Origin of the sequence: Terrabacter carboxydivorans (assembly GCF_039532035.1) — a bacterium.
Lineage (GTDB): Bacteria > Actinomycetota > Actinomycetes > Actinomycetales > Dermatophilaceae > Terrabacter > Terrabacter carboxydivorans.
The window spans coordinates 98,269-114,733 of sequence record NZ_BAAARE010000003.1; the positions used below are offsets into that span (position 1 = coordinate 98,269).

General features: G+C 71.3%; 15 protein-coding genes and 1 tRNA gene. 9 read left to right on the forward strand and 7 right to left on the reverse strand.

The genetic code is table 11. The annotated features are described in order from the left end of the window. Positions 1-53 precede the first annotated feature (53 nt). Positions 54-488: an SRPBCC domain-containing protein gene (locus ABD297_RS04195; protein ID WP_344253282.1), complete on the forward strand. Its 435-nt coding sequence runs from the start codon at positions 54-56 to the stop codon at positions 486-488. An 85-nt stretch (positions 489-573) separates the two neighbouring features. On the opposite strand, the gene ABD297_RS04200 is transcribed toward ABD297_RS04195, so the two are convergent. Both ABD297_RS04200 and rsmI read right to left on the reverse strand, forming a co-directional pair. Continuing rightward, positions 574-999, reverse strand: a complete 426-nt coding sequence (locus ABD297_RS04200; protein ID WP_344253284.1) for an OsmC family protein — start codon at positions 997-999, stop codon at positions 574-576. A 133-nt stretch (positions 1,000-1,132) separates the two neighbouring features. Beyond that, on the reverse strand, positions 1,133-1,963 hold the full coding sequence (rsmI, locus tag ABD297_RS04205) for a 16S rRNA (cytidine(1402)-2'-O)-methyltransferase (RefSeq protein ID WP_344253285.1): 831 nt from the start codon (positions 1,961-1,963) through the stop codon (positions 1,133-1,135). 129 nt (positions 1,964-2,092) lie between these two features. On the opposite strand from rsmI, the gene ABD297_RS04210 reads away from it, so the two are divergent. Further along, on the forward strand, positions 2,093-3,247 hold the full coding sequence (locus tag ABD297_RS04210) for a S1C family serine protease (protein WP_344253287.1): 1,155 nt from the start codon (positions 2,093-2,095) through the stop codon (positions 3,245-3,247). 192 nt (positions 3,248-3,439) lie between these two features. Then, a complete protein-coding gene (gene ppc / locus ABD297_RS04215) occupies positions 3,440-6,277 on the forward strand; it encodes a phosphoenolpyruvate carboxylase (protein WP_344253288.1) in 2,838 nt (945 codons plus the stop codon). A 112-nt stretch (positions 6,278-6,389) separates the two neighbouring features. On the opposite strand, the gene ABD297_RS04220 is transcribed toward ppc, so the two are convergent. Then, positions 6,390-7,379: a helix-turn-helix transcriptional regulator gene (locus tag ABD297_RS04220; RefSeq protein ID WP_344253289.1), complete on the reverse strand. Its 990-nt coding sequence runs from the start codon at positions 7,377-7,379 to the stop codon at positions 6,390-6,392. Positions 7,380-7,440: 61 nt separating this feature from the next. Between ABD297_RS04220 and ABD297_RS04225 the strand changes: the two genes are divergently transcribed. Together ABD297_RS04225 and ABD297_RS04230 are read left to right on the forward strand one after the other, a co-directional pair. Continuing rightward, entirely contained in the window at positions 7,441-8,016 is a 576-nt protein-coding gene (locus tag ABD297_RS04225; RefSeq protein ID WP_344253291.1) for a DinB family protein, read from the forward strand. 14 nt (positions 8,017-8,030) lie between these two features. Then, positions 8,031-8,639: a DinB family protein gene (locus ABD297_RS04230; protein ID WP_344253292.1), complete on the forward strand. Its 609-nt coding sequence runs from the start codon at positions 8,031-8,033 to the stop codon at positions 8,637-8,639. A 391-nt stretch (positions 8,640-9,030) separates the two neighbouring features. On the opposite strand, the gene ABD297_RS04235 is transcribed toward ABD297_RS04230, so the two are convergent. Both ABD297_RS04235 and ABD297_RS04240 read right to left on the reverse strand, forming a co-directional pair. Beyond that, a complete protein-coding gene (locus ABD297_RS04235; RefSeq protein WP_344253294.1) occupies positions 9,031-9,408 on the reverse strand; it encodes a GatB/YqeY domain-containing protein in 378 nt (125 codons plus the stop codon). A 56-nt stretch (positions 9,409-9,464) separates the two neighbouring features. Next, the gene (locus ABD297_RS04240) at positions 9,465-10,202 is read right to left on the reverse strand and encodes a dienelactone hydrolase family protein (protein WP_344253296.1); all 738 of its coding nucleotides are present in this window, start codon (positions 10,200-10,202) and stop codon (positions 9,465-9,467) included. Positions 10,203-10,298: 96 nt separating this feature from the next. On the opposite strand from ABD297_RS04240, the gene ABD297_RS04245 reads away from it, so the two are divergent. The 4 genes from ABD297_RS04245 to ABD297_RS04260 all read left to right on the forward strand — a co-directional run bounded on the left by ABD297_RS04245 (position 10,299) and on the right by ABD297_RS04260 (position 14,731). After that, the gene (locus tag ABD297_RS04245) at positions 10,299-11,147 is read left to right on the forward strand and encodes a CPBP family intramembrane glutamic endopeptidase (protein WP_344253298.1); all 849 of its coding nucleotides are present in this window, start codon (positions 10,299-10,301) and stop codon (positions 11,145-11,147) included. 65 nt (positions 11,148-11,212) lie between these two features. Further along, the gene (locus ABD297_RS04250) at positions 11,213-12,808 is read left to right on the forward strand and encodes a dolichyl-phosphate-mannose--protein mannosyltransferase (protein WP_344253299.1); all 1,596 of its coding nucleotides are present in this window, start codon (positions 11,213-11,215) and stop codon (positions 12,806-12,808) included. Positions 12,809-12,877: 69 nt separating this feature from the next. After that, positions 12,878-12,950: transfer RNA gene (locus tag ABD297_RS04255), tRNA-Ala, on the forward strand. Between the two features lie 530 nt (positions 12,951-13,480). After that, positions 13,481-14,731 (forward strand): MFS transporter, encoded by a 1,251-nt coding sequence (locus ABD297_RS04260; RefSeq protein ID WP_344253301.1) that lies wholly within the window; start codon positions 13,481-13,483, stop codon positions 14,729-14,731. 61 nt (positions 14,732-14,792) lie between these two features. On the opposite strand, the gene ABD297_RS04265 is transcribed toward ABD297_RS04260, so the two are convergent. Continuing rightward, entirely contained in the window at positions 14,793-15,164 is a 372-nt protein-coding gene (locus tag ABD297_RS04265; RefSeq protein ID WP_344253303.1) for a hypothetical protein, read from the reverse strand. Between the two features lie 98 nt (positions 15,165-15,262). Beyond that, complete coding sequence (locus ABD297_RS04270; RefSeq protein ID WP_344253304.1) at positions 15,263-15,664, reverse strand: hypothetical protein; 402 nt, start codon at positions 15,662-15,664, stop codon at positions 15,263-15,265. Positions 15,665-16,465: the final 801 nt, after the last annotated feature.

The window sequence follows — 16,465 nt, forward strand, 5'->3', positions numbered from 1 at the left end:
CGGGTGGCACGGCATACGCCCGCTGGAGGCCCCGAGGGGAGTAGGACAGGGGGATGACAGGTCATGTTGCACACGCGCAGGTCACGGTCGACGCCACGCCGCAGCAGGCGTGGCACGCCCTCACCGACCCGGACGCCGTCCGGCAGTGGATGGCGGGCACGAACGTCAGCACCGACTGGGAGGTCGGCAGCCCGATCACGTGGGAGGGCGAGATGAACGGCAAGCCCTACCAGGACAAGGGAGAGGTGCTCGAGGCCGACGCTCCCCGTCGCCTCTCGGTCACGCACTACAGCCCCCTCATGGGTCAGGAGGACCGGCCCGAGAACTACCACACCGTCACCTACACGCTCGGCGCCGACGGTGACTCGGGACCCACGACCGTGACCCTCGAGCAGGACGGCAACGACTCGCAGGAGCAGGCCGACCAGTTCGGCACGAGCTGGCAGTCGATGCTCGACGCCTTCAAGACGACGGTCGAGTCGAGCTGACCGACGACACGGGATCCGTTGCACCACAACATGATCGGCGCCGACCCCGACAGGGTCGACGCCGATCGCGACCTGGTGGACGCCCTCAGCCCAGGCGTGCCTCGAGCGTGATCGGGACGGCCTTGAGGGCCTGGCTCACGGGGCAGTTCTCCTTGGCGTCCTCGGCAGCGGCCTGGAAGTCCTCGGCCGACATGCCCGGGACCTCACCGACGACGCTGAGCGCGATCGCCGTGATGCCGGTGCCCGGGACGAAGGTGACGTTCGCCGTCGTGTCGAGCGTCGTGGGGGGCGTGCCGGCCTGGGCGAGGCCGTTGGACAGCGCCATCGAGTAGCACGAGGAGTGCGCCGCGGCGATGAGCTCCTCGGGGCTGGTCTTGCCGTTCGAGGACTCCGCGCGCGAGGGCCAGTTGACGTCGTAGGTGCCGATGCCCGAGCTCTCCAGGCTGACCTGTCCGGAGCCCTCGAAGAGCGAGCCCTCCCAGTGCGTGCTGGCGGTGCGGGTGGTTGCCATGCCGTGCTCCTTCGCTGTGCTGTCGACGCGGCCGGACGGGTCGCCGGCCTTCGGGAAGAGAACTGTGCAAGCCTCGCCTGCTGTTCCCCTCACGGCAAGCGGCTCGCCTGTCGAGACGGTCGCGCGGCCCGGCTCACCGCGCGGCGAGCGCGGCGTCGTAGAGCGCCTTCTTCGACAGGCCGGTCCGCGACGCGACGTCGGCGGCGACGTCCTTGAGCCGCTCCCCCGTGTCGACCCGCTGACGTATGCCGGCAACGGCCTCCTCGAGGGACGGCACCACCCGCTCGGCACCGGCCACGACGACCGTGATCTCGCCCTTGACGCCGTCGGCGGCCCACAGGGCGAGCTCGGCCAGCGTGCCGCGGCGGACCTCCTCGTAGGTCTTGGTCAGCTCTCGGCAGACGGCGGCCCGGCGGTCGGGGCCGAAGGCGTCGCGCATCGCGGCGAGCGTCTCGGCCAGCCGGTGCGGTGCCTCGAAGAAGACGATGGTCCGGCGCTCGTCGGCGACCTCGGCCAGCACCTTGGCCCGCTCCCCCGGCTTGCGCGGGAGGAAGCCGTCGAAGCAGAACCGGTCGACGGGCAGGCCCGAGACGGCGAGCGCCATGAGGACCGCGCTCGGCCCGGGGACGCACGTCACGCGTACGCCCGCCTCGACAGCGGCCGCGACCAGGCGGTAGCCCGGGTCGGAGACGGACGGCATACCGGCATCGGTGACGACGACGACGCGCTCGCCGGCGACGAGGCGGGCGACGAGGTCCGGGGTGCGGGACGCCTCGTTGTGCTCGTGGTAGCTGACGACCGACCCGGCCGGCGTGACGGCGAGCTCGCCGAGCAGGCGCCGCAGCCGCCGCGTGTCCTCTGCCGCGACGACGTCGGCGGTCGCGAGCTCCTGTGCGAGCCGCGGGGCCGCGTCGCGGGGGTCGCCGATCGGGGTGGCCGCGAGGACGAGGGTTCCGGTGCTCATGACGTCATCCTCGCAGCGGGCGGCGCTCCCCGCGTCACGCGACCTCGGCGCAGTCACCCCGGCCGGGTGAGGTGCCGCCCCAGCCGGTCGACGCACCCTGAGGACATCGAGACGACCCCGGGAGTGCCTGTGACCGAGCAGCCGGAAGCCGACCACCCGACGCCGGGACCTGGCGCGGCCGCCACCGCCGACGGGGCCGCCCGGGCACCCGCGCACGGCGGGTGGCTGCCGGACGGGATGACCGTCGGCCCCGCGGTCGCGGCGCTCGTCGCGGCCGCGGTGCTCGGGGGCGGCGCGGGAGCGCTCGTGACCGCGCGGATCGCCCACGTCGGGTCCGACCGTGCCTGCCCGGCCATCGACGTCGCGGCCGGCACCCTGCCGAGCGTCGTCACGGTCCTGACCGCCTCGCCCGCGGGGACGGGCAACGGCACCGGCGAGCTGATCCGCGACGGCGGCTACATCCTCACCAACGACCACGTCATCTCCTCCGCCGTCACCTCGCCCGGCGGGTCGGTGGCCGTGCGCTACGGCGACGGGGAGACCTCGACGGCGACCGTCGTGGGGCGCGACCCCAGCACCGACCTCGCCGTCCTCAGGGCGGCGGACGAGGCCAAGGGGCGCCCCCTCATCCGCATCGGCGACTCGTACGCGTTGCGCGTCGGGCAGCCCGTCGTCGCCCTCGGCGCACCGCTCGGGCTCTCGAGCACGGTCACCGAGGGCATCGTCAGCGCTCTCGGCCGCTACGTCCCGCTGCCCAAGGACTCGGGCGTCACGGCGCACCTCATCGACGCGGTCCAGACCGATGCCTCCATCAACCCGGGCAACAGCGGCGGCCCGCTCGTCAACTGCTCGGGCTCGATGGTCGGGGTCAACACCGCCATAGCGACCGCCCCGAACAGCGAGGGCGTCAGCGGCGGGGGCAGCGTCGGGGTGGGCTTCGCCATCCCGATGACCGTGGCCGTCCGGGTGTCCGACTCGCTCATCGAGACCGGACGCGCCGGGCATCCCGACCTCGGCCTGAGCGCCCAGGCGACCATCGTGCCCAGTCCCGGGGACACGCCCCGCGGCCTCTACGTCACGGCCGTCTCGGCCGGCGGGCCCGCCGCGAAGGCGGGCATCTCGCCCGGCGACATCGTCGTCGAGGTCGACGGCGAAGCCGCCACCTCGGTCGAGCAGCTCGTGCTCGCGACGCTGACGCGCAAGGCCGGCGACACGGTGCCCTTCGTGCTCTGGCGCGCCGGGTCCCGGGTCGAGGTGACCGTGACGCTCGGCGCCGCACCCTGACCCCGGCGGGACGGGCGGACGACCTGCCCGTGGCCGGGCGGCGGTTCGGTGGACGGCGCGGTGAGCAACGGCGTCGGGCGGGCGCCGTGAGGGATCCGTGAGCGCGCCCACGGGCGTCCTTGGCGTGACCGGGGCCGTCCCCATGCTGGGACACGTCACACGTCGGAAACCTCGACGCGGTACGACTGGACCATGACCGACCACGGCCACACCACGACCGAGCAGCTCCTCGAGGCCGACCGGCGCGAGCCGGACGCCGCGACGTTCGCCTCCGGTGTCTCCTCGGCGCAGCAGCACGCCGCGCTCCGGGCCTCCGTGCGACAGCTGGGCACCCTGCTCGGCGAGGCCCTGACGCGGCACGAGGGACCCGAGCTGCTCGCGCTCGTCGAGCAGGTGCGCGCGCTGGCCCGCGAGCCCGAGGACGACGACCTTCGGGCCCTGCTGGGAGGCGTCGACGCGCCGACCGCGGTGGTGCTGGCCCGGGCCTTCACCGCCTACTTCCAGCTCGTCAACGTCACCGAGCAGCTGCACCGCTGGCAGGAGCTCGCGGCCGTCGACGAGGCCCCGCTCGCGGGCACCGTGCGACGCATCGGCGAGGCGCTGGACGCCGGCACCCTCGAGCGCGACGAGCTGGACGACGTCCTCGCCCGGCTCGAGTACCGCCCGGTCTTCACCGCCCACCCGACCGAGGCGACGCGGCGCACGGTCCTCAACCTGCTCCGGCGCATCGCCGTCACCGTGACCGAGCTCGAGGACCCCCGTCGCCCCGCCTCGGAGGGCCCGCGCGCCGAGCGGCGGCTCGCGGAGCTCGTCGACATGATGTGGCAGACCGACGAGCTGCGGATCGTCCGCCCCGAGCCCACCGACGAGGCGCGGACCGCCATGCACACGCTGCGCTTCCTCGCCGACCAGGTGGTGCCCGACCTGCTGGCCGAGCTCGACCGCACCCTCGACGGCATCGGCGTCCAGCTCCCGCCGTCGGCCCGTCCGCTGCGCTTCGGCGCGTGGGCCGGTGGCGACCGCGACGGCAACCCCAACGTCACACCCGAGGTCACCCTCGAGGTCATCGGCCTGCAGCACGACGCCGGCCTCGGTGAGCTCGTCGAGAAGCTCGACCACATGCTGCACGAGCTGTCGTCCTCGACGCGGTTCGTCGAGGTGACGGACGCGCTGAGGGAGAGCCTCGAGCAGGACGCCGCCGCGCTGCCGGTGACCTACGACGCCGTGCGCCGGCTCAACGCCGAGGAGCCCTACCGGCTCAAGCTCAGCTTCGTCCGGGTCCGGCTGCTGCGCACCCGCGACCGTCTCGCGCACGGCACGGCGCACGAGCCGGGCCGCGACTACGCGAGCTTCGAGGAGCTGCTCGAGGACCTCGTGCTCATCCGCGAGTCGATGCTCGCCGGCGGGGACACCCTGACCGGAGACGGCGCCATCCTGCGCCTCATCCGTGCCGTGGTCGCCACGGGCACCGGCCTGGCCACGCTCGACATCCGTGAGCACAGCGCCAAGCACCACGCCGCGCTGGCCGACCTCTACGACCGCATCGGCGAGCTCGACACGCCCTACGCCGACCTCGACCACGCAGGACGGATCGAGCTGCTGTCGAACGAGATGACCTCGCGACGCCCGCTCACCGGGGTCGGCCTCGGCGACGCGGGTGAGGCCGCGACCGCCTCGCTGTCGCTCATGACCGCGATCCGCCGGGCCCTCGACACCTACGGTCCAGAGGCGATCGAGACCTACATCGTCTCGATGACGCACGACGTCGACGACCTCTTCGCCGTCGTCGTCCTCGCCCGCGAGGCCGGGCTCGTCGACCTCGGCACCGACACGACGCCGGCCAGCGCCCGCATCGGCTTCGCACCGCTCTTCGAGACCGTCGCCGAGCTCGAGGCCGCCGGACCGCTGCTCGAGGCCCTCCTGTCCGACCCGTCCTACCGCCGCGTCGTCGCGGCCCGCGGTGACGTGCAGGAGATCATGCTCGGCTACTCGGACTCCTCCAAGGACGCGGGAATCGCCGCGTCGCAGTGGCAGATCCACCGCGCCCAGCGGGCACTGCGAGACGTCGCGCGACAGCACGGCGTCGTGCTGCGGCTCTTCCACGGCCGCGGCGGGTCGGTCGGTCGCGGAGGCGGCCCCACGGGCGAGGCGATCCTGTCGCAGCCCTACGGCAGCCTCGACGGCCCGATCAAGATCACCGAGCAGGGCGAGGTCATCAGCGACAAGTACACGCTGCCCGGCCTCGCCAGGTTCAACCTCGAGACGGCCCTCGCGGCGGTCCTCGAGGCGTCCGTGCTGCACCGGAGGTCGCTCCTGCCGCGCGACGTCCTCGACGGCTGGAACGGGACGATGGACCTCGTCGCCGGCCGCGGCCAGCAGGCCTACCGGGGGCTGGTGGGCGACTCGCGCCTCGTGCCCTTCTTCGTCTCGGCGACGCCGGTCGACGAGCTGGGCAAGATGAACATCGGCTCCCGCCCGGCCAAGCGCCCGGGAGGCGAGGGCGGCCTCGAGGACCTGCGCGCGATCCCCTGGGTCTTCGGCTGGACCCAGTCGCGGATCATCCTGCCGGGATGGTTCGGCGTCGGTTCCGGCCTCGCCGCCGCCCGCGAGGACGGCCGGGACAGGACCCTGCGCGAGATGTACGGCTCGTGGGCCTTCTTCCGCACCTTCCTGTCCAACGTGCAGATGACGCTCTCCAAGAGCGACCTCGACATCGCGGCCGGCTACGTGCGCGCCCTCGTGCCCGACGACGTCGCCGGCATCTTCGACACGATCCGCGAGGAGCACGCGCGCACCGTCGAGGAGGTGCTGCGCGTCACCGGCCAGAAGGAGCTGCTCGAGTCGGCACCGGTCCTGCGGCGCACGCTCGACCTGCGCGACAGCTACCTCGCCCCGCTCCACGCGCTGCAGACCTCGCTGCTCGCGCGGTCGCGGGCCGTGCCAGACGACGTCGAGCCCGACGCCGACGTGCAGCGGGCCCTGCTCCTGACGATCAACGGCATCGCCGCCGGCCTGCGCAACACCGGCTGACCCCGTCCGACGCGTGACGACGTGGCCACTCGACTCTCGAGTGGCCACTCAGCCCCGACCGCCCGTGTGACGAGGGGGCCACTCGGCTCAGGCGCGGTGGGGCGCGGCGCGCTCACTCGACGGCGTGGTCCAGGACTCGCTGAGCGGTGCGGAGCATGCGGGCGGCCTGCTCGCGCATGACCTCGCGCAGCTCCGGCGGGTCGAGCACCTTCATCTCCCACGGCAGCACGCCCAGGTGCATGGCCATCCAGCCGAGGTGGTTGCCGCCGGCCTCGAAGATGCAGTGCGAGGGCCCGTCCGCGGTGACCGTGCCGACGGACACGGGGATCCTCTTGTCCACCAAGGCCTTCGGGGCCTCGATGCGGACCCGGCACACGTGGTCGTAGGCACCGTGCGAGATCGAGCGGCGCACGTGCTCGGCCGCGTCGGGGGCGTCGGCGCGCGGCCGGAACCGCCAGCCGCGGGCCTCCGCGCCGGTGATGCGGTCGAGCCGGAAGGTGCGCCAGTCCTCCCGGTCGAGGTCGTAGGCGAGCAGGTACCACCGGCGTCCGGTCGCGACGAGGCGGTACGGCTCGACCCGGCGTTCGCCGGAACCGCGCGGGCCGGCATACGAGAAGGTGACGCGCTCGGTCTCGCGGCACGCGCGGGCCAGCAGGAGCAGGACGGCGGCGTCGACGCGCGCGGTGTCGCTGTCGAGGGTCACGGTGGCCTCGTGGATCGCCTCGACCTGGGACCGCAGGCGGGCGGGGAGCACCTGGTCGAGCTTGGCGAGCGTGCGCACGGCGGCCTCGCCGAGCCCCTCGACGGTCCCGCCTGCGGCGAGGCGCAGGCACACCGCGATCGCGACGGCCTCGTCGTCGTCGAGCAGGAGCGGCGGCAGTCGCCGCCCCGCTCCGAGCTGGTAGCCGCCGCCGGCCCCGTGGGCGGCGTTGACGGGGTAGCCGAGGTCACGCAGCCGGTCGACGTCGCGCCGCACGCTGCGCGTCGTGACGCCGAGCCGCTCGGCGAGCTCGGTGCCGCTCCACACCGGACGGCTCTGGAGCAGGTCGAGCAGGCGGAGCACGCGGGCCGTCGTGCCGGTGCCGTCGCTGCTCGTGGACATGACCCGAGCATGACATGCACTGCGGACAGGACCTGTCCTATATGGCTGGGACGCTCGGTCCATGACATCGACACGCACCTCCATCGACTGGACCGCCGTCCTCGTCGACCAGGCCGCCCGGCACTGGACCAACCAGCTGCGCCCCCGCCTCGAGGGCCTGACCGATGAGGAGTACCTCTGGGAGCCGACACCGGGCGCCTGGAACGTCCACCCCCGTGGACAGGGAGCCACGGACATCCAGGGTGGCAGCGGCGAGCTGACGATCGACTGGGCCTACCCCGAGCCCGTGCCCGCGCCGGTGACGACGATCGCCTGGCGGCTCGCACACGTCATCGTCGGGGTGCTGGGCACCCGCGTGCACAGCCACTTCGACGGTCCTGAGGCCGACTACCTCTCGTTCGACTACGCCGGCACCGCCGACGGGGCGCTCCAGCAGCTCGACGCAGCCTTCGCCGCGTGGACCGCGGGGGCGCGCGGTTGGGACGCCGCGGCTCTCGCCGAGCCGTGCGGGCCCAGCGAGGGCCCGCGGGCGGAGCACCCGCGGGTCGAGCTCGTCCTGCACATCAACCGCGAGGTCATCCACCACGGGGCCGAGATCGCCCTGCTCCGTGACCTGTACGCCCACCGCAACGACTGAGAGAGCGAGACACCATGGCAGCCCACGTCCCACCCGTCGCCGACGAGCGCGAGAGCCTCATCGCCTACCTCGACCAGCAGCGCGACGCGTTCGTCTCCGTGGCGCACGGACTGACCGAGGAGCAGATCCGGCTCACGCCGACCGCCGGCACCCTCAGCATCGGCGGTCTCGTCAAGCACGTCACGACGTGCGAGCGGGGCTGGACAGAGCGGATGGCGGCCGCTCCCGACGCACCGGGGCCACCCGACCGGTCGCTCGAGGAGCAGGCCACGGCCTGGGGCGACGACTTCCGCGTCACCGACGGCGACACCCTGGAGACCCTGCTGGCCGGCCTCGCTGCGCAGGGAGACGTGACCCGCGAGGTCCTGCGCACGGCCGACCTGGGCGCACCGGTGCCGGTGCCGCGCGACGCACCGTGGTTCCCCCACGACGTCGACGCGTGGTCGGTGCGCTGGGTCGCCATGCACCTCGTCGAGGAGCTCGCGCGGCACGCGGGCCACGCCGACATCGTCCGCGAGTCGATCGACGGCGCGACGATGTACGAGCTCGTCGCAGCGCGTGAGGGCTGGCCGGAGACCCCCTGGCTCAAGCCGTGGCGTCGGGCCGAAGCCTCGACCGCCTGACCGAACCAGCAGTCTGCCGGCAATCGCCAAAACCGTTGCAGCAAGACGAAGGGCCCTTGGGAGTATGAGTCTCAAGGGCCCTTCTGGTGTGATCGGTCGATGTGACGCTCCCGATCCACGTCTCGTCGTCTCCGGTCCCGGCTGCCGCGTCACCCGGCTGCCGCGGTGGGTTGCCCCACCGTGCGGACCCTCGTCTCCGAGTCGTCCCGCTCTCCCCGAAGGAAGGGCGTGAGAGATTTCTATCCCTGCCGCCGACGGTCCGCAAGGGCTTCGGCAAAACTCGTCGACGGTCCACAGGACCACGGCGTGTCGTCCACAGCCAGCAGGCTCTTCTCCACACGCCGGGAGCGTCGGTGCACAGCTTGTGCACCGGTCCTGTGGACGACGCGGATCAGCCCTCGGCGCCGTCGACCTCGGCGAGCACGGACCGCAGGAACGCGGCCCCGGCGGCCGCGGACCGAGCCCGCTCGCCGTCCCCGGCTGCGGCATACGCCGTCTCCGCCTCGACGAGCGAGGACACCTCGGCGGCGACCACGGAGCGCTCGGTGCCGTGGTCGAGGCGGCGTCGCTCGGCCTCGGTGACCCCGAGCCCGACCGCGGCGCCCGCCACCTCCGCAGACGTCGTCACTGAACGGCCCTCGGTCGGGACGGCCTCGGCATTCTCGATGGCGGCCACCGCGTTGCGCAGCGCGCTGACGGCCGCGCGGTCGCGCTCACGCATCGCCGTCGTCAGGCGGGATCGCAGGGCCGAGCGGAGCATCGAGGTCATCCCGAGACCGTATGCCGTGGGCTGCCCCGGGTGCCAAGGGGTTTCGCGCGTGACCCTCAGGCAGCCGGCAGCAGGCGTGCCCGCAGGAAGGCCACGACGGCGTCCACCGCGTCGGGGTGCCGCTCCGCGGTCAGGGTCGCGTGCCCCGAGCCTTCGAGCTCGACCCGGAGGAAGCCCTCTCCCAGAGCCTCGGTGAGGGTCTCGAAACGCGTGCCGGTCGCCCAGTCGTCCCGATAGCGGACGCCGAGGACGTGACAGCCTTGACGCACCCGATCCCGCACTGTCGCAAGGTCGCCCGCGTCGAGGCCCACATCGGCCGCCCGGCGCGGCCCGAGCGGCACGGGCACGGCAGGCTGGGCCACGACCGGTGCCACGACGGAGGGGTCGACCATCATCGCGAGCGCGAAGCCGCCGGTGAGGCACATCCCGACGGCCCCGACGCCGACACCTCCGGCCTCGGCATGGAGGTGCCGGGAGAGGCTGCGGAGCCAACCCGCCACCGGGGTCGTGCGGCCGGTCGCGACCATGGTGAAGTCGCGGCTCACGCAGATCCTCGGGATGACCCTCGCGGCCTCCATCCGTCGCGGCGCCTCGTGCGCGCTGCCGAAGAAGTGCGGCATGACGACGGTGAAGCCCTCGTCGACGAGCTCCCGCCCGAACCGCACCACCTCGGGGGTCAGGCCCGGGCTCTCGTGCATGACGACGACGCCCGGACCGGCGCCGTCGCGGTAGGTCGGGAACTCGAAGCCGTCGGCCGCGTGCGACCCACGGCGCCAGCCGGAGAGCAGCGACATGACCGCGACGCTACGCCCGCGCCCTGTGCGGTCGATGCCGTCCGGCCCCCTGGACGATCCGGTGTGCCGGGATGCACGCGAAGTTACGCTCACACCATGTCGACCCCAGCGACCGCGGAGCGCGGACGGTTTGCCGGACTCCTCGCACCCTCCGACCGCGACCCTGCTCCGGTCACCGAGCCGGCCGTGCAGCGCGGGCTCCGCCGCGAGACGGTGCTCGTCCTCGGGGTGAGCCTGGGCTCGTCCGCCGTCTACGCCGTGCTCAGCATCATCGAGAAGCTGACGCGCCCCGTCCCGCTGTCGCAGCAGACGACGGCGATGAACCAGTCCGCGACCCCGGGACGGCCCTGGCTCGACCTCGCCTACCAGCTCGCCGGCGTCGTCCTGCCGCTCGTCGCGGTGGCCCTCGCGCTCTACCTGCTCAACCACATCCACCGGCCGGCCGGCGACGTCCGGGCCGGCCACTTCGTGGGCTTCGACCGGCGCGAGCCGGCGCGCGACCTCCTCCGCGGGCTCGGCCTCGCCGCGATCATCGGGATCCCGGGCCTCGGCTTCTACTTCGTCGCCAAGGCCATCGGCATCAACACGCAGGTGTCCGCCGCCAACCTCCAGGCCGTGTGGTGGTCGGCGCCCGTGCTCGTGCTGGCCGCCATCGAGAACGCCGTGCTCGAGGAGGTCATCATGGTGGGCTACCTCTTCACGCGGTGGCGCCAGACCGGCTGGTCGTGGCCGCTCGTCATCGGCCTGTCCGCCCTCATCCGGGGCAGCTACCACCTCTACCAGGGCTTCGGCGGCTTCGCCGGCAACATCGTCATGGGGCTCGTGCTCGGGCTCGTCTTCGTGCGCACCCGCCGCGTCATGCCCCTCGTCGTCTGCCACGCCATCCTCGACACGGTGGCGTTCGTCGGCTACTCCATCCTGCAGTCCCGGGGCATCTCGCTCTGACCCACGCCGCGGGCGCTCCCGGCGCCTGCGCGACCCACCCAGCCACACTGCATACGATGGCGCCCATGAACTCGGCCACGCAGGTGCGCACCCGCCTGCTCGGGGACCCGGCCGACGACTTCCGCCTGAGCCGGCGCACCGCCGGTCGCATCGCCTGGCTCGGATGGGCCGGCCCGCTCTTCTTCACGCTCGTCGGCGGCTTCATGCGCTTCTGGCACGTCGGGGCGCCACACCAGCTGGTCTTCGACGAGACGTACTACGTCAAGCAGGGCTGGTCGATGGTCCTGTACTGGTTCGAGATGAAGAACGACCCGGTGCTGCAGCAGGCCAACCAGGTCGACCAGCACTTCACCGCGAACGACCCGATGGTCTACGGCACGGAGGGCGACTTCGTCGTCCACCCGCCCGTCGGCAAGTGGCTCATCGGGTGGGGTGAGGCGCCCTTCGGCATCCTCAACTCCTTCGGCTGGCGTTTCGCCGTCGCCCTCGCCGGCACGATCTCGATCTTCATGCTCGGGCGCATCGCGCGGCGCCTGTTCCGCTCCGACCTGCTCGGCACCGTCGCGGCCGCCCTCCTCGCCTTCGAAGGCCACCACTTCGTCCACTCGCGCACCGGCCTGCTCGACATCTTCGTCATGTTCTTCGGTCTCGCGGCGTTCGGGTCGCTGCTCATCGACCGCGACAAGGCGCGAGAGGTCCTCGCGCGCAAGGTCGGCGACCGCGCCCGCTCGGCCACGTCATGGCTCGGGCCGTGGCTCGGCTGGCGGCCGTGGCGGTGGGTCGCGGGCATCATGCTCGGGCTCTGCGCCGGGGTGAAGTGGTCGGGCCTCTACTTCGTCGTCTTCTTCGGCGTGCTCACCGTCCTCTGGGACCTCGGGGCGCGTCGAGCCGCCGGGGTGCGCGGCTGGTCGGTCGGCGGCGTCGTCAAGGACGGGCCGTATGCCTTCGTGCAGCTCGTGCTCACAGCGCTCGTGACGTACGTGGCGACGTGGACGGGCTGGATCCTCACCAAGGGCGGGTCGTTCCGCACGTGGGCGCAGAACAACCCCGCCACCGACCACACGTGGCTGCCGGACTGGTGGCGCTCGCTCTGGGCCTACCACCAGCAGATGTACGCCTCGACGCAGGCGATCACGAGCTCGCACCCGTACCAGACGAACCCGTGGTCCTGGCTCATCCAGGGACGCCCGACGTCGTTCTTCTACGAGGGCCCGAAGAAGGGCGCCGACGGCTGCCTCGTCGACCAGTGCAGCAAGGCGATCACCTCGCTCGGCACCCTGTCGATCTGGTGGGGCGGCACCCTCGCGATCTTCGTGCTGCTCTTCATGTGGGCGCTGCGCCGTGACTGGCGCGCCGGGGCGATCCTCTGCGCCCTGTTCGCCGGCTACGTGCCGTGGTTCTTCCTCGGTGACCGCACGATCTACTCGTTCTACGAGGTGGCGTTCGTGCCCTACGTCGTGCTCGCCTGCGTCTACGTGCTCGGTCTCGTCATCGGCGGCCGCAGCGCGTCGCGGACGCGTCGCAGGGTCGGCTACGGCGTGATGGGGGCCTTCGTCCTGCTCACGATGGGGCTGTTCGCGTTCTTCCTGCCGATCTACGTCGCGGACGTCATCCCCCTGTCGGAGTGGCAGGCGCGGATGTGGTTCCCGAGCTGGGTCTGACGGCCGGATCCGCCCTCCGGGCCGATTGGGTATGCCGGTCGGCGTGGTGTTATCGTTCCTTCGCACCCAGGGGCTGTGGCGCAGTTGGTAGCGCGTCTCGTTCGCAATGAGAAGGTCAGGGGTTCGAATCCCCTCAGCTCCACCGATGAGAAACCCCGTCCCACCTGCGGTAACACGCAGGCGGGGGCGGGGTTCTCTCTTTGTCATCCGCCCGTCTCCCGTCGATGTGTCCCCCGGTGTCCCCCGGGGTCACATTGAGCCTCGCCAGACCGGCCAGATCGGCCCCGGTTCCGAGGTGGTGCAGGTAGCGGTTCGTGGTGCCGATGGAGTCTTGAACCGGGCTTGCGGAACCCGAGTGAGAGCCCCGATCCTTCAACCACTCTCAGCTGCGAGACCGACTGCTGCGGTGCGTCTGAGTGCCGTGGCCGGGCAGCCTTGCCCACGTGCTGATTTCCACCAGACCCTCAACGCTTGTCGATGACGGCGCGCTCAGGGAGGTCCGGTGCAGTCAACAGGGGTCGGCCGTACGTAAGTGACGTTCCGCGAAACGTCGACCCAGAAATGCGGGCAGTGCCACCATGAGTCGTGGGCCCGCTTGACTCCCAGAACGGCAGCGGCCGAGGGCTCCGATCGCTCTGGCGCCGGCTGGACTGGCATGCCCGCCTTCTGCTTGTGGCAGTCGTGGTTGACTCGCTGGGCACCGGGGCCGTTCTTCCCTTCTACGTCGTCTACTACCGCGATGTCGCGCACGTCCCCGTACCTCATATCGGCGTCCTCATCGCGCTTCCCCTTGTTCTCGGGGCGTTGACTGCCGCACCTGCCGGCTACGCCACCGACCGTGTTGGGGTCGGGCCTGTGCTCGCTCTCGGCTCCGTGCTGGCCTCGAGCGCCCAACTCGTGACCGCCTCGGCAAACAGCGAGATCGGCTTTGGCATCGGCCTGGCGCTGCTGGGGCTGGGCATGGTCGGGGTCAACGTCGCAACGGCCACGCTCATCGGACGGACCATTCCACGACCGCTTCGCCAGCCCTTCTTCGGCATCCGGTTCATGGCCATGAACATGTGTTTCGCTGCGAGCGGGGCACTAGTGGCGTTCTACGTGACGTTGGACCACCCCGGACGATTTCGCCAGGCATTCCTCGCCGACGCCGTTTCGTGGCTTCTTGCGTTGACGCTCTTCATGATCGTGCTGCACTCACTCACCCAGCCCCCGACACTCCTTGGGACCGTCCGGGCGCGCGGTTCGGAACTGGGGGCTGCTGCTCCCTCTCGGGGATACCTGCAGCTCCTGCGCGTGTCATCGACGTTGCCACTGGTGACCCTCGCCTTCCTGCTTGGTCTCGTCGGCTATCCGCAACTGAACGTGGCCCTGCCCGCGCTGGCTCGGTACGAGGGTGCTTCGTCGACCTCGATCGGGGTCGCCTTCGCTGTGAATGGGCTGGTCATCGTTGCCGGGCAGCTCTACGTCGTGGTGCGGCTGCAGGTCGTTCGCCGCACGCGCGCACTCGCGACCACGGCGCTCCTGTGGGGCAGTGTCTGGGCCTTGGCCGGTCTATTGGGTGTCGTACACGGTGCGGTGATGGTGACGCTGGTCCTTGCTCTGTGTACCAGCGTGTTCGCCGTCGGAGAGACGCTCCTACAGCCAACCCTGCCGGCCATCACCAACGATGTCGCCGACGACAGTGACCGTGGCCGCTTCAACGCCCTCACGAATGGTGCCGAGACAAGTAGCTTCGTCGTCGGATCCCTGGCCGCGGGGTTGCTCATCGGGGCCGGCCTGATCCCTTGGCTGCTCATCAGCCTCATCGTTCTGTGTGCTGCTGCCGTCATCGTGGCCGTCCGCGTGCTCGAGCCACGCCTGCCACACGGCAGCAACGGCGTGGTGGCAGCTCCCACGTCATCAGCGTCGGTCGACCTCGTCTGATCCTGTCGGTGTCTAGTACGACGTCACCAGCGAACGGTGCTTACCGCCCCTCGGCAGTCGATCAGGCGATCCGTTGTGGATGTCGGGCGACTAGCCGCCACGACTCGGACTCAAGAGTCCATACGTCAACCACCACGCCCTCGGCCGTGACCGGTCCGGTTGCTCCCTCACCGGCAGACGGTTCCCGTGCCTGTCGGATGATGGACTCCACCACCATGACGCCCCCGAGGTCGAGCTCGCGGCAAACGGTGACGTGGAACCAGTGCCAGGTAACAGCGCAGCTGGCGTCGATCCACTCTCGCTTGCCCCCAGGGTTGTCGAGCCGCGCCATCGTCCAGATCATGCGGTCACTGACCATCGCGTCGAGGCGCTGCATGTCACCACACCGCACGGCCGCCTGAAGATCTTCCGTGACGTGCTGACTGTCGAACATGCAGCCATGCTGCCCTCGTTGGTGCTGCGTGTCACCCCTGCACCGCGCCCGCTGGCATCGTGCGCTCCCAACCAGAGCTGGCGCGCCCGAAACCTTGATCAGGGCGCATGCCCCGTGCCGACCGAGAAGCGACTTCTGCGGGTATCCATCCCCGGCCGACGGGCGATGCCGGGGTTTGCGAACGAGTTCGCCGAGGGCTCACGGCGCATCGTACGCAGTGGTCCGGGCTTGCCCCGGGCCCAGGCGTCCTGCAGGTCCGTCATCAGCTCGTCCGTGGGAACCGCCGGATGCGTGGCGACGAAGCGTCGGCCCTGCTGGAGCAGGACGGCTCCGACGACGACGGCGGCGAGCCGGCCCAGCAACACCCAGACGCCGAGCGCGACCCAGAGCCACGCGAAGTACTCGCCCAAGCGAAACAGCTTCTCGTCGGAGGGGAGCAGGACACGTGCCGATCCGAGGTCACTCCCGCGGACGCACACCTCGACCGGCCGGCCCTTCATGCTGCACTGGTCGGTGGCGTTCGATCTGCGCTGCCGCGTCGTGCCGCCCGAGGAGCTGCAGACCGGCCGCATCGGCCGTAGGCCAGTTCGGGCGTCGAGGCCCGAGCTGGTCTGTCAGGACCCGACTGTTCGGCCACCGTGATGCGGCTTGCCGATGGAGGCACGAAGTCTCCACCCATCAGCGGGCGTCGCTGCTCGAACTCCCACCGGACCAAATCTCCCTTGCTGGAAGGTCCGGTCGGCACCGCCAACGCCAGCAGACCTTCGCCCGCACGCGCCAAGGTCCACGGAGCGGCGCCGCGTGCCACCACCGGAGCCAAGCCTCAAGATTGACGTGCACCCGTCATCAGGCCGGCCCGGCACTGAGGTCCGATTGTTGATCACCGGCTGTGGCCACGCTGGGACGCCGGACGAGGCAACAGTGACCTTCAACAATGACGCCTTGAATATGTCGGCGAGGAACGACCCGAACGCGGTGCGGAACTTAGGTGTCCACCGCGGGATCAGCATGACGTTGTCGTACAAGATTGCGCCTGGGGACCGGACGGGCGGCCAGGGTCAGTTCTTCGTCCAATGCGGCCAGACAGTCAGAGAATCCCCGTTCAAGGTAACCGGGTGACGCCGGGTTATTCACCGCAAGGCTCATCCAGGACTAGCCGGCGAACCCTCGCTCCGGATGTACCTGGGTTGCCGATCCAGGGCCGCCGACTCAGTTGCGTCGGCAGTCGGGGGTGAAGGTGCGCGTCTGTCCCGCCATACCTCCGGGATGTCGGCGGACGGAGGTGAGCCTCCCGCGCGTCG

What these genes read in the sequence shown, in the direction of transcription:
- ABD297_RS04195 (WP_344253282.1), top strand. Translation starts at nt 54, where the DNA reads ATGACAGGTCATGTTGCACACGCGCAGGTCACGGTCGACGCCACGCCG.
- ABD297_RS04200 (WP_344253284.1), bottom strand. Translation starts at nt 999, where the DNA reads ATGGCAACCACCCGCACCGCCAGCACGCACTGGGAGGGCTCGCTCTTC.
- rsmI (WP_344253285.1), bottom strand. Translation starts at nt 1,963, where the DNA reads ATGAGCACCGGAACCCTCGTCCTCGCGGCCACCCCGATCGGCGACCCC.
- ppc (WP_344253288.1), top strand. Translation starts at nt 3,440, where the DNA reads ATGACCGACCACGGCCACACCACGACCGAGCAGCTCCTCGAGGCCGAC.
- ABD297_RS04220 (WP_344253289.1), bottom strand. Translation starts at nt 7,379, where the DNA reads ATGTCCACGAGCAGCGACGGCACCGGCACGACGGCCCGCGTGCTCCGC.
- ABD297_RS04225 (WP_344253291.1), top strand. Translation starts at nt 7,441, where the DNA reads ATGACATCGACACGCACCTCCATCGACTGGACCGCCGTCCTCGTCGAC.
- ABD297_RS04230 (WP_344253292.1), top strand. Translation starts at nt 8,031, where the DNA reads ATGGCAGCCCACGTCCCACCCGTCGCCGACGAGCGCGAGAGCCTCATC.
- ABD297_RS04235 (WP_344253294.1), bottom strand. Translation starts at nt 9,408, where the DNA reads ATGACCTCGATGCTCCGCTCGGCCCTGCGATCCCGCCTGACGACGGCG.
- ABD297_RS04240 (WP_344253296.1), bottom strand. Translation starts at nt 10,202, where the DNA reads ATGTCGCTGCTCTCCGGCTGGCGCCGTGGGTCGCACGCGGCCGACGGC.
- ABD297_RS04245 (WP_344253298.1), top strand. Translation starts at nt 10,299, where the DNA reads ATGTCGACCCCAGCGACCGCGGAGCGCGGACGGTTTGCCGGACTCCTC.
- ABD297_RS04250 (WP_344253299.1), top strand. Translation starts at nt 11,213, where the DNA reads ATGAACTCGGCCACGCAGGTGCGCACCCGCCTGCTCGGGGACCCGGCC.
- ABD297_RS04265 (WP_344253303.1), bottom strand. Translation starts at nt 15,164, where the DNA reads ATGTTCGACAGTCAGCACGTCACGGAAGATCTTCAGGCGGCCGTGCGG.
- ABD297_RS04270 (WP_344253304.1), bottom strand. Translation starts at nt 15,664, where the DNA reads ATGAAGGGCCGGCCGGTCGAGGTGTGCGTCCGCGGGAGTGACCTCGGA.